The organism is Cryobacterium sp. RTC2.1 (genome assembly GCF_035018685.1).
GTDB classification, from domain to species: domain Bacteria; phylum Actinomycetota; class Actinomycetes; order Actinomycetales; family Microbacteriaceae; genus Cryobacterium; species Cryobacterium glucosi.
This window is the reverse complement of the sequence record NZ_JASJXJ010000133.1, coordinates 1-11,524: the sequence shown is the minus strand read 5'-3', so window position 1 is coordinate 11,524 and position 11,524 is coordinate 1. Positions and strand designations below refer to the sequence as shown.

Sequence of the window (11,524 nt, the reverse complement as noted above, 5' to 3'; positions counted from 1 at the left end):
CGACGCCGCTCACCGGCGTCGACGTGGTGCTCGCTGACCTCGACGGAGTCGTGTACCAGGGACCGCACGCGATCCCGTTCGCGATCGAGAGCCTGAACAAGGCCGCGGAGACCGTGCGGGTCGGCTACCTCACCAACAACGCCTCCCGCACCGACCAGACCGTCGCCGACCACCTCACCGAGCTCGGGCTGCACGCCCGCGCCGAGGACATCGTCACCTCGCCGCAGGCCGCCGTCCGGCTGCTCGCCCAGGAGGTGCCCGCCGGCGCGCGCATCCTCGTCATCGGGGGAGCCGGCCTTGTGAAGGAGGTCGAGAAGGGTGGATTCGAGATCACCCGCTCCGCCGACGACCACCCCGCAGCCGTGATCCAGGGCTTCACGCCCGAACTCGGCTGGAAGGACCTCGCCGAGGCGGCTTTCGCTCTGCACCCGAACGAAGACGGCATCGAGATCCCCTGGGTCGCGACGAACACCGACTGGACGATCCCCGTCGCCCGCGGCATCGCGCCCGGCAACGGCACTCTCGTCGCCGCCGTGCACAGCGCCGTCGGCCGTCTCCCGATCGTGGCCGGCAAGCCGGAGGTCGCGATCTTCGACGAAGCCATGACCCGCTTCCAGGCGAAGCACGCGCTCTTCATCGGCGACAGGCTCGACACCGACATCCTCGGCGCCAACCGGGCGGGCATTCCCGCGGTGCTCGTGCTCACCGGCATCGACAAGGCCAAGCAGGCCCTCGCCGCCGCAGAGAAGGAGCGCCCCCGCTTCATCCTCGACGACCTGCGCCAGCTGCACGAGCCCTACCCGGAGACCGTGTTCTCCAAGGACCGCGCCACTGCGAGCGTCGCAGGCGCGAGCGTGCGCATCACTGGTGCTGACGTCGAGATCGTCGCGGAGGGCGACGGCGGGATCAATCTGCTCCGCGCCGCGTGCGCCGTGATCTGGGCGTCCGGCCGGCCCGTCTATGGGCTGAATGTTCCGGAGCGACTGTATCTCAGACGGTAACGTGGAGAGGGTGCAGCAGAACCCAGCGGACATCCCCCAGGGCGTCAGCCACGAAAATGTGACCATGGCGGACGAACTCCTGTCCCGGCTCGGAGACATCGGCGACCTGCCCCTCGAAGACCGCGCGGCGGCATACGCGCAGTTGCACGACGAGCTGCGCACGCACCTCGAGGGCGGCGACAGTGCACCCCGGCCCTGAGGCGAACGCGGATGCCGGGGCGGACTCCGGGTCCGAGGCTGAGCTTGTTCCTGAGCGGATGCCCGACCAGCGCCTCGACACGGCCCTCGCCGACCGCGGGCTCGTGCGTTCGCGCACGGTAGCGGCGCAGGTGATCGCCGGAGGCCTCGTGACGGTCGACGGCCAGCCCGTCGTCAAGGCGTCCACCAAGGTGCGCGCCGACCAGGTGCTCGTCGTTGCCCCGACCGACCACTACGTCAGCCGCGGCGCCCACAAACTCATCGCGGCGCTCGATGCGTTCGACATCCCCGTCGCGGGCCGGACCGTGCTCGACGCGGGCGCCTCGACGGGCGGCTTCAGCCAGGTGCTCCTCGAACGCGGCGCCGCACAGGTGCTCGCCGTCGACGTCGGCCACGGCCAGCTCGCCCCCGAACTCGCCCTCGAACCGCGCCTCGCGGCCGTCGAGGGGTTCAACCTGCGCTACGCGACGCCGGAAACGCTCGCCGCGGCATCCGGTGTCGACACCCGCCCCGACCTCGTCGTCGGCGACCTGTCGTTCATCTCACTCCCGACCGTGCTGCCTGCCCTCGTGGCGACGGCAGCGGAGGGCGCCGATTTCGTGCTGCTGATCAAGCCGCAGTTCGAGGTCGGCAAGGAGAGCATCCGCGAGGGCGTCGTGCACCGGCCGGCCCTGCGCGCCGACGCGATCGCCGGCGTGCTCTGGGCGGGCTGGGACCTCGGCCTCCGCACAAACGGCCTGATCGCATCCCCGATCGTCGGCGCCGCGGGCAATCGGGAGTATCTGTGCTGGATGAGCGCGCGGGTGGGCAGCAATCCGACAGAATGGATCGACCGCACAACGGCACTGGTGGGAGCGTGACGAGATGACTGCATCACCCCGGCACATCCTTGTCGTCGCGCACACCGGGCGCACGGACTCGCTCCGGGCTGCTGTGACCGTCTGCCAGCAGCTCCTCGCCTCTGACGCGACCCCCGTGCTCGCGCCCACCGAACTCACCGACATCCTCGCCGCCTGCCCCGAGCTCGACGGCCGTCTCGCCATCCTCGGCGAAACCGTGCAGGCGACCGAGCTCGAGCTCGTCATCGTCCTCGGCGGGGACGGCACCATCCTGCGCGCCGCCGAGGTCGTGCGCGGCTGCTCGGCGCCCCTGCTCGGCATCAACCTCGGCCACGTCGGCTTCCTCGCCGAGAGCGAACGCGACGACCTCGGCGAAGCCGTGCGCCGCGCCCTGCTCCGCGACTACCTCGTCGAAGAGCGCATGGCCCTCGCCGTGCGGGTCAAACTCGGCGACGAGGTCATCTACGAAACCTGGGCCCTCAACGAGGCGACCGTCGAAAAGGCGAGCCGTGAGCGGATGCTCGAAGTCGTCGTCGAGGTCGACGGCCGGCCGCTCTCCTCCTTCGGCTGCGACGGCATCGTGATGTCCACCCCGACCGGATCGACCGCGTACGCCTTCTCGGCGGGCGGCCCGATCGTCTGGCCGAGCCTCGACGCGCTCCTGCTCGTCCCGCTCAGCGCCCACGCGCTCTTCTCCCGCCCGCTCGTCGTCGGGCCGGACTCGTCGCTCGCCGTCGAGGTGCTCGCGCACTACGGCGGAGCCGCGGTGCTCTGCGCCGACGGCCGCCGGGTGCACGACCTGCCCGCCGGATCCCGCGTGATCGTGCGCCGCTCCCCGGTGCCGGTGCGCCTCGCCCGCCTGCACTCCGGCCCGTTCACCGACCGCCTGGTGAACAAGTTCAACCTGCCCGTCACGGGCTGGCGCGGACCGGTCGGACGTGAGTGAGCGCCGCGTGAGTGAGCCCCGCGTGGATGAGCCCTGCGCGCCTCGCGCGAGTGAGCCGCGCGTGACCAGGCCCGTCGCGGGGGAGGCCCGCTCGTGATCGAAGAACTCGTCATCCGCGACCTCGGCGTGATCAAGGAAGCCACCCTCCCGCTCGGCCCCGGCTTCACCGCCGTCACGGGCGAGACCGGCGCGGGCAAGACCATGGTCGTCACCGCGCTCGGCCTGCTGCTCGGCGCCCGCGCAGACCCCGGCCTCGTGCGCCACGGCGCGCAGCAGACCTGGGTCGAGGGCCGCTGGCAGGTCGACGCCGACGGCACCGTCGCCGGCCGCGTGCGCGACGCCGGGGGAGACCTCGACGGCCCGGACCTCATCCTCAGCCGTTCGGTTTCGGCCGAGGGCCGCAGCCGCGCCATCGTCGGCGGCCGCAGCGCCCCCGCGAGCGTGCTCGGCGACCTCGGCGGCGACCTCGTCGTCGTGCACGGGCAGTCCGACCAGGTCCGGCTCCGCTCCGCCGGCGCCCAGCGCGCCGCCCTCGACCGCTTCGCCGGCCCCGAACTCGGCCCGGTGCTCACCGACTTCGAGACCCACTACCACCGCTGGCAGGACGACCGCGCCGAACTCGCCCGCCTCGTCACCGAACAGGACGAGCGCACGAGCGAGGCCGCCGACCTCCGCGCCGCCATCGACGAGATCGAGGCGATCGCCCCGCAGGCGGCCGAAGACGACGACCTCGCCGCCCGCGCCGAACGGCTCGGCAACCTCGAGGAGCTCCGGCTCGCCGCCGCCCAGTCCCGTGAACTCCTCTCCGCGGAAGAGAACCCCGACGGGCTTCCGGATGCCGTCACCCTGCTCGACGCCGCGCGCCGGCAACTCGAACGCGCCGGCGACCACGACCCTGCCCTGTCCGAGCTCGCCCAGAGCCTCGCGAATGCCGGCTTCCTCGTGGCGGATGTCGCCGCGCAGCTCTCGAGCTACCTCGCCGGCCTCGACGCCGACGGCGCCCGCGAGCTCGAGATCGTGCAGGAGCGAAGGGCCGTGCTGACCGGCCTGGCCCGCAAGTACGCCGGCGGCCTCGACGAGGCGATCGCCTTCCTCGACACCGGCAGCGCCCGCCTGCTCGAACTCGACGGGGACACCGACCGGATCGAGCAGCTCCGCGTCGACACCGAAGCCGAGCTGCTCGTCGTCGAGGCGCTCGCGGACCGGCTCACCGGCATCCGCACCACGGCGGCCGCAGCCCTCGGCACCGCCGTCACGGCCGAGCTCAGTGCCCTCGCGATGCCCGACGCCGCCCTCGTCGTCGAGGTCGACAGCGGAGGAGAGCTCACCGCGCACGGCCGCGACCAGGTCGGCATCCTCCTGCGCCCGCACGCGGGAGCCGAACCGCGCACCCTCGCCCGCGGCGCGTCCGGCGGCGAACTGTCCCGGGTGATGCTCGCCATCGAAGTCGTGATCAACGCGACAGACCCGGTTCCGACCTTCGTCTTCGACGAGGTCGACGCCGGCGTCGGCGGCGCGGCCGCGATCGAGATCGGCAGAAGGCTCGCCCGGCTTGCCGAAACCGCCCAGGTCATCGTGGTGACCCATCTCGCCCAGGTCGCGGCCTTCGCGGGCAACCACCTGAGCGTCGTCAAGGACAGCGACGGTTCCGTCACAGAGTCGAGTGTTCGCCAGCTGACCGGCGACGATCGCGCCGCCGAAATGGCCCGGCTGTTGTCCGGCCTGCCCGACTCCGTGAGCGGCCTCGAACACGCCCGCGAACTGATGAACCTCGCGAGTGCTGGCGGATCCACGAAGATCCGATGATAGAGTCGAAGCCCGTGGTGGAAAATAGAAACGCGGACAATTCAGACGGCACGACCAAGCACATCTTTGTGACTGGTGGTGTCGTTTCTTCATTAGGCAAGGGCCTGACGGCGGCAAGCCTCGGCAATCTCCTGACGGCCAGCGGCTTACGCGTGGTCATGCAGAAGCTCGACCCCTACCTCAACGTGGACCCGGGAACGATGAACCCGTTCCAGCACGGCGAGGTCTTCGTCACGGACGACGGCGCGGAGACCGACCTCGACATCGGTCACTACGAGCGGTTCCTCGACATCAACCTCAACCAGGCCGCGAACGTCACCACCGGCCAGGTCTATTCGCAGGTGATCGCGAAGGAACGCCGCGGCGAGTACCTCGGCGACACCGTACAGGTCATCCCGCACATCACCGACGAGATCAAGCGCCGGATGCGCCTCCAGGCCGACGACGCGCTGCGCCCCGACGTGATCATCTCCGAGATCGGCGGCACCGTCGGCGACATCGAGTCGCAGCCGTTCCTCGAGGCCGCCCGCCAGGTGCGCCACGAGCTCGGCCGCCAGAACGTGTTCTTCGTGCACGTCTCCCTCGTGCCCTTCCTCGGCGCGGCCGGCGAGCAGAAGACCAAGCCCACCCAGCACTCCGTCGCTGCGCTCCGCTCGATCGGTATCCAGCCCGACGCGCTCGTGCTGCGCAGCGACCGTCCCGTCTCCGACGCCAACAAGCGGAAGATCGCGCTGATGTGCGACGTCGACGAAGACGCCGTGGTCAACTGCGTCGACGTGCCCAGCATCTACGAGATCCCCGCCGTGCTGCACGAGCAGGGCCTCGACAAATACATCACCGACCACCTCGGCCTGCCCGTCACGAGCGTCGACTGGACCGGCTGGCAGAAGGTGCTCGACGCCGTGCGCGAACCCAAGCACGAGGTCACGATCGGCCTCGTCGGCAAGTACATCGACCTGCCCGACGCCTACCTCTCCGTCACCGAAGCCCTCCGCGCCGGCGGCTTCGCCCACAAGACCAAGGTCCACGTCCGCTGGATCGCCTCAGACGAGTGCGAGACCGAGGAAGGCGCCACCCGCCTGCTCGGCGACCTCGACGGGATCTGCGTTCCCGGCGGCTTCGGCGTGCGCGGCATCGAGGGCAAGCTCGGGGCTCTCCGCTTCGCCCGCGAGAACGGCATCCCCGTGCTCGGCCTCTGTCTCGGCCTGCAGTGCATGGTCATCGAATACGCCCGCAACAAGGCCGGCCTCACCGGGGCGTCCTCCTCCGAGTTCGACCCGGACACCGAGTTCCCCGTGATCGCGACCATGGAAGAGCAGGTCGAGATCATCGCCGGCGGCGACCTCGGCGGCACCATGCGCCTCGGCCTCTACCCGGCCGACCTCGCGGCGGGCTCCCTCGTCGCCGAGCTCTACGGGGCCCCCTCGGCCTCCGAACGCCACCGTCACCGCTACGAGGTCAACAACGCGTTCCGCGAACAGATCGCGGATGCCGGCATGTGGTTCTCCGGGACCTCTCCCGACGGCCACCTGGTCGAGTACGTCGAGCTGCCGCGTGCAGAGCACCCGTTCTACGTCGGGACCCAGGCGCACCCGGAGCTCCGCTCGCGCCCGAGCCACGCGCATCCGCTCTTCCGCGGCCTGATCGGCGCCGCACTCGACCGCCAGCAGGCCAGCCGCCTGTTCGAGGTCAACGAGGGCAACGACACGGGCGACGAGACCGTCGACGTCGCTGCGGTCGTCGGCGCCGAGGCCTGAGCCGTGACTGAGCTCCTCGAGGACGAGGTCGCCTCCGCGGCGGTCTCCGAGTCCGATGTGGTCTTCGCCGGCCACGTCTGGGACATCCGCAAGGACACCTTCCGCTACGGCGACTCCGACATCGTGCGCGACTACGTCGACCACACCGGTGCCGTCGCCGTCTTCGCCCTCGACGAGGACGACCGGGTGCTGCTGATCAAGCAGTACCGGCACCCCGTCGGCATGCGCGAGTGGGAACTGCCCGCCGGCCTCCTCGACGAGGCCAACGAGCATCCGGTCGAGGCGGCCAAGCGCGAACTGGGCGAGGAAACCGACTACGTCGCCGCCGAGTGGCACGTTCTGAGCGAGTTCTACACGTCACCGGGCGGCAGCAACGAGGCCTTGCGCGTCTACCTGGCCCGCGGCCTCACCGCCGCGCCCGAGGTCTTCAACCGCACCGAAGAGGAAGCCGACATGGAGATCCGCTGGGTCCCCTTCGCCGACTGCCTCGACGCCGTGCTCGCACGCCGGGTGCAGAACCCCGCGCTCGTGATCTCGGTGCTCGCCGCGTTCGCCGCGAAGGAACGCAACTGGAGCACCCTCGGCGCCGCAGACCTGCCCTGGCCGCGGCACCCGAACAATTGGAATCACACCGGCCGATGACGGTCGCGGCGGCGGTCGAAGCGTTCCTGCGGCACGTCGCGATCGAGCGCGGGCTCAGCGCGAACACCGTCGCCGCCTATCGGCGCGACCTCGTGGTCTACGCCGGCTGGCTCGAGGCCGAGGGCCTCACCGAACCCGGTCAGGTCACGGCGCTGCACGTCTCCGCGTTCGTGCGGCACCTCGCGACCCGATCCGAGTCGCCGCTCACGGCCGCGTCGATCGCGCGGATGCTGTCGACCGTGCGCGGGCTGCACCGGTTCCTGCTCGAGGAATCCCTCGTCGACGCGGACGTCGCCCACGACGTGAAACCGCCGAAGCTCGCGACCCGGCTGCCGAAGGCCATCAGCATCGAGCAGGTGGCCCTGCTGCTCGCGGCGACCGACGGCGAGGACGTTCACCAGCTGCGCGACAAGGCGCTCCTCGAATTGCTCTACGCGACCGGCGCGCGCATCTCCGAGGCCGTCGACCTCAACGTCGACGACGTGCTCGACCTCGACGTCATACGGCTCACCGGAAAGGGCGCCAAGCAACGCCTGGTTCCGGTCGGCAGCTTCGCCCGTGCGGCCGTTGAGGCCTACCTGGTGCGGGGGAGGCCCCTGCTCTCTGCACGCGGCCCTGCGACCCCCGCGCTCTTCCTCGGGCTGCGCGGCCGGCGCCTCGGCCGCCAGAACGCCTGGCTCCTGATCCGCGCCGCCGCCGAGCGCGCCGGCCTCGAGGGCCACGTCTCGCCGCACACGCTCCGGCACTCCTTCGCGACGCACCTCCTCGCCGGCGGCGCCGACGTGCGCGTCGTGCAGGAACTCCTCGGCCACTCCTCCGTCGCGACGACCCAGCTGTACACCCTCGTCACGGCGGACACCCTCCGCGACATGTACACCACGGCACACCCGCGCGCCCGCTGAGCCCGCTGAATCCGGGGCATCCGCGGTATCAGGCGGATGCGGAACCGCGGCTTCCCGGCGATCCTTGCGGAAGGGCGCCGATCGGCTCGCTACACTCGACTGAGTGATGGGTGCAGGACGGAACGAGGACACCGGAGTGAAGCGCGAAAAAGCTGACCGGACACTACTCCCCGGATTCGAGGACGTGGTCGTCGGTGCAACCGGACGGCCGAAACACGAATTCGACGAACCCGCGGCGCTGAAAAGCCACGGCCCCGCGCGCATCATCTCGCTCTGCAACCAGAAGGGCGGCGTCGGCAAGACGACGACCACCATCAACCTGGGTGCCGCACTCGCCGGTTACGGCCGCCGCGTGCTCGCCATCGACTTCGACCCCCAGGGCGCACTCTCCGCGGGCCTCGGCATCCCCACGCACGACCTGCCGACCGTCTACGACCTGCTGCTCGGCAACAAGTACACCCCGGCCGAGGTCATCCAGAAGACCGCTGTCGAGAACCTCGACATCATGCCCGCGAACATCGACCTCTCCGCCGCGGAGGTGCACCTCGTCAACGAGGTCGCCCGCGAGCAGATCCTCGCCCGGGTGCTCCGCAAGGTGTCCGCCGACTACGACGTCATCCTGATCGACTGCCAGCCCTCGCTCGGCATCCTCACCGTCAACGCCCTGACCGCGAGCCACGGCGTGCTCATCCCGCTCGAGTGCGAATTCTTCGCCCTGCGCGGCGTCGCCCTCCTGATCGAGACCATCGACAAGGTGCGCGACCGCCTCAACCCCGCGATCGAACTCGACGGCATCCTCGCGACCATGTTCGACTCGCGCACGCTGCACTCCCGCGAGGTCCTCGAGCGCGTCGTCGACGCCTTCGGCGACAGCGTGCTCGAAACCGTCATCGGCCGCACGGTGAAGTTTCCAGACGCGAGCGTCGCCGGGGTGCCGATCACCGAGTTCGCGCCGGAACACGCGGCCGCCAAGGCCTACCGCCAGGCGGCGCGGGAACTGATCCAGCGTGGCGCTGTCGCCTGACACCGTCCCCTCGCGGACATTCTCGGTCGCCCTGGGCAACTTCGAGGGCCCGTTCGACCTGCTGCTCTCCCTGATCGGCAAGCACGAACTCGACATCACCGAGGTGTCGCTCAGCCGCGTCACCGACGAGTTCATCGCCCACCTCAAGGGGCTCGACCAGGCCGAGGAACTCGACCAGGCGAGCGAATTCCTCGTCGTCGCCGCGACCCTGCTCGACCTCAAGGTCGCCGGGCTCCTGCCGCAGGGCGAGCTCGTCGACGCCGAGGATGCCGCCTTGCTCGAGGCCAGGGACCTGCTGTTCGCCCGGCTCCTGCAGTACCGCGCCTTCAAGACCGCCTCGGCCTGGTTCCTCGGCCGGATCGAGGTCGAGTCCGGCCGGCACGTGCGTTCCGTGCGCCTCGAGGACAAGTTCCGGCAGCAGACCCCTGAGCTCGTCTGGACGCTCTCCCTCGCCGACTTCGCCGCCCTCGCCACCCGGGCGCTCACCCCGCGTGAGGTGCCCACCGTGGGGCTGGACCACCTGCACGCGCCGCTGGTCAGCATCCGTGAGCAGGCGGCCTGGCTCGTCGGGATGCTGCGCTCAGGCGACACGCTCACCTTCCGTGAACTCATTGCCGACGTCGAACTGACCGGCGTGATCATCGCGCGTTTTCTCGCCGTGCTCGAGCTCTACCGGCGCGGCTTCCTCTCCTTCGACCAGCTCGAACCCCTCGGCGACCTGAGCCTGCACTGGAGTGCCGCGGCGTCCCCGGACGAGGACTGGTCGGACGACACCCTCGCGAACCTCGGAGCGGACTATGACAACTGACACCCTGGCCGGCCCCGGTGCAGGAACCGGCGCGACCCGCACGCCCGGCGCAGCTCCTGCACCCGGCAGCGCACTTGCCGTCGAGGCCGCCGCCCTGGACCGCTCTCTCGAGGCGATCCTGATGGTCGCCGACGAACCGCAGAGCCTGCTGCACCTCGGCACCGCGCTCCGCAGGCCGCTGAGCGACGTGCGCCGCTCGATCGCCCGGCTCGTCGCCGACTTCGACGGCACGGCAGGCACCGTGCGCCGCGGTTTCGAGCTGCGCGAGGTCGCCGGCGGCTGGCGCATCTACGTGCGACCGGAATACGACACCGCCGTCGCCGACTTCGTGCTCACCCAGAACCCGAGCAAACTGTCCCAGGCGGCCCTCGAGACCCTCGCCGTGATCGCATACAAGCAACCGATCAGCCGCGGGGCGGTAGCCTCAATCAGGGCCGTTAACGTGGACTCGGTCGTACGCACCCTCGTGGGGCGCGGCCTGATCACCGAGGTCTTCACCGATAGTGAGACCGGTGCGATCAACTACGGCACCACAGACTTGCTGCTCACACAGCTGGGAATCAACTCGCTCGACGAGTTGCCCTACTTATCGCCCCTGCTCGCAGACGGCGCAAATGGATTTGAGGATTCACCATGACGATCGACCCCCAGGGCACGCCCACCAACCCGGAAGCCGCCGCGGACGGCGTGCGCCTGCAGAAGGTGATGGCCTCGGCCGGTGTCGCCTCCCGCCGGGTCTCCGAAGACCTCATCGCCGCGGGCCGGGTGCGCGTGAACGGCAAGGTCGTCACCGAACTGGGACGCCGCATCCACCCGGACCACGACCAGATCATGGTCGACAACGTCGCCATCCAGCTCGACACCAGCCGCCGCTACGTGATGCTCAACAAGCCCGTCGGCGTCGTCTCCTCGATGCAGGACGAGAGCGGCCGACCCGACCTGCGCGAATTCACCGAGCAGTTCGAGGAGCGCCTCTTCAACGTCGGCCGCCTCGACGCCATGACGAGCGGCCTGCTCATCCTGACCAACGACGGCGACCTCGCCCACATCCTCGCGCACCCCTCCTTCGGCGTGATGAAGACCTATATCGCCAAAGTCGAGGGCCGCGTCACCGCGCAGACCATCCAGTTGCTGCAGACCGGCATCGAACTCGACGACGGCCCGATCAACGCCGACAAGGCCCGGATCCTGACGAGCCCTCCCGGCGACGGCTTCAGCCTCGTCGAGCTCACCCTGCACTCCGGGCGCAACCGGATCGTGCGCCGGATGATGGAGGCCGTCGGCCACCCCGTCGTCGACCTCGTCCGCCGCCAGTTCGGACCCCTGCACCTCGGCACCCTGCGGGCCGGTGACCTGCGCGACTTGACTAAGGTTGAACTCGGTCAGCTGCTCACGATTTCGCGGGCGGACACCGAATACTAGAGGCACAACACGCACGAAGTCAGGAGACACCCGTGGTCGAAAGTCGCCTGATCGGGCCCGTGCGCGTCGTCGGCACCGGGCTGCTCGGCACGAGCATCGGCCTCGGCCTCCGCGCGCGCGGCATCGAGGTCATCCTCGCCGACGCCTCGCCGACGAACCTCAGCATCGCGATCGACTAC

At 70.1% G+C, this 11,524-nt stretch carries 12 protein-coding genes and 1 pseudogene; all 13 read left to right on the top strand.

Features of this window, described 5'->3' with window-relative positions; genetic code table 11:
• Window positions 1–1,001 (top strand): HAD-IIA family hydrolase (locus QN357_RS14695; RefSeq protein WP_323505110.1); only part of this gene is annotated, 1,001 nt, incomplete at its 5' end.
• Between the two features lie 10 nt (window positions 1,002–1,011).
• Window positions 1,012–1,200, top strand: a complete 189-nt coding sequence (locus QN357_RS14690; protein WP_322136120.1) for a hypothetical protein — start codon at window positions 1,012–1,014, stop codon at window positions 1,198–1,200.
• Window positions 1,201–1,258: 58 nt separating this feature from the next.
• The gene (locus QN357_RS14685) at window positions 1,259–2,059 is read left to right on the top strand and encodes a TlyA family RNA methyltransferase (protein WP_134450266.1); all 801 of its coding nucleotides are present in this window, start codon (window positions 1,259–1,261) and stop codon (window positions 2,057–2,059) included.
• A gap of 4 nt (window positions 2,060–2,063) precedes the next feature.
• Window positions 2,064–2,984 (top strand): NAD kinase, encoded by a 921-nt coding sequence (locus QN357_RS14680; RefSeq protein WP_134450153.1) that lies wholly within the window; start codon window positions 2,064–2,066, stop codon window positions 2,982–2,984.
• A 93-nt stretch (window positions 2,985–3,077) separates the two neighbouring features.
• Window positions 3,078–4,790 carry a DNA repair protein RecN gene (recN, locus tag QN357_RS14675; RefSeq protein ID WP_134562269.1) on the top strand — a complete coding sequence of 571 codons (1,713 nt, stop codon included), beginning with the start codon at window positions 3,078–3,080 and terminating at the stop codon, window positions 4,788–4,790.
• A 14-nt stretch (window positions 4,791–4,804) separates the two neighbouring features.
• On the top strand, window positions 4,805–6,547 hold the full coding sequence (locus QN357_RS14670) for a CTP synthase (RefSeq protein WP_241975280.1): 1,743 nt from the start codon (window positions 4,805–4,807) through the stop codon (window positions 6,545–6,547).
• 3 nt (window positions 6,548–6,550) lie between these two features.
• Window positions 6,551–7,189: an NUDIX domain-containing protein gene (locus tag QN357_RS14665; RefSeq protein ID WP_134558560.1), complete on the top strand. Its 639-nt coding sequence runs from the start codon at window positions 6,551–6,553 to the stop codon at window positions 7,187–7,189.
• Window positions 7,186–8,091, top strand: coding sequence for a site-specific tyrosine recombinase XerD (gene xerD / locus QN357_RS14660; RefSeq protein WP_322136119.1), 906 nt, complete (start codon window positions 7,186–7,188; stop codon window positions 8,089–8,091). Before QN357_RS14665 ends, xerD begins: the two co-directional genes overlap by 4 nt.
• 136 nt (window positions 8,092–8,227) lie before the next feature.
• Entirely contained in the window at window positions 8,228–9,115 is an 888-nt protein-coding gene (locus QN357_RS14655) for a ParA family protein (RefSeq protein ID WP_241975279.1), read from the top strand.
• Window positions 9,099–9,923 (top strand): segregation and condensation protein A, encoded by an 825-nt coding sequence (locus QN357_RS14650; protein ID WP_134558558.1) that lies wholly within the window; start codon window positions 9,099–9,101, stop codon window positions 9,921–9,923. The genes QN357_RS14655 and QN357_RS14650 overlap by 17 nt, the downstream gene beginning before the upstream one ends.
• Window positions 9,913–10,560, top strand: a complete 648-nt coding sequence (gene scpB / locus QN357_RS14645; protein WP_134562271.1) for an SMC-Scp complex subunit ScpB — start codon at window positions 9,913–9,915, stop codon at window positions 10,558–10,560. Before QN357_RS14650 ends, scpB begins: the two co-directional genes overlap by 11 nt.
• On the top strand, window positions 10,557–11,345 hold the full coding sequence (locus tag QN357_RS14640; protein WP_134450161.1) for a pseudouridine synthase: 789 nt from the start codon (window positions 10,557–10,559) through the stop codon (window positions 11,343–11,345). Before scpB ends, QN357_RS14640 begins: the two co-directional genes overlap by 4 nt.
• Window positions 11,346–11,377: 32 nt before the next feature.
• Window positions 11,378–11,524: pseudogene (locus QN357_RS14635) on the top strand (prephenate dehydrogenase); the annotation flags it as partial.

What these genes read in the sequence shown, in the direction of transcription:
- QN357_RS14685 (WP_134450266.1), top strand. Translation starts at nt 1,259, where the DNA reads ATGCCCGACCAGCGCCTCGACACGGCCCTCGCCGACCGCGGGCTCGTG.
- QN357_RS14680 (WP_134450153.1), top strand. Translation starts at nt 2,064, where the DNA reads ATGACTGCATCACCCCGGCACATCCTTGTCGTCGCGCACACCGGGCGC.
- xerD (WP_322136119.1), top strand. Translation starts at nt 7,186, where the DNA reads ATGACGGTCGCGGCGGCGGTCGAAGCGTTCCTGCGGCACGTCGCGATC.
- scpB (WP_134562271.1), top strand. Translation starts at nt 9,913, where the DNA reads ATGACAACTGACACCCTGGCCGGCCCCGGTGCAGGAACCGGCGCGACC.
- QN357_RS14640 (WP_134450161.1), top strand. Translation starts at nt 10,557, where the DNA reads ATGACGATCGACCCCCAGGGCACGCCCACCAACCCGGAAGCCGCCGCG.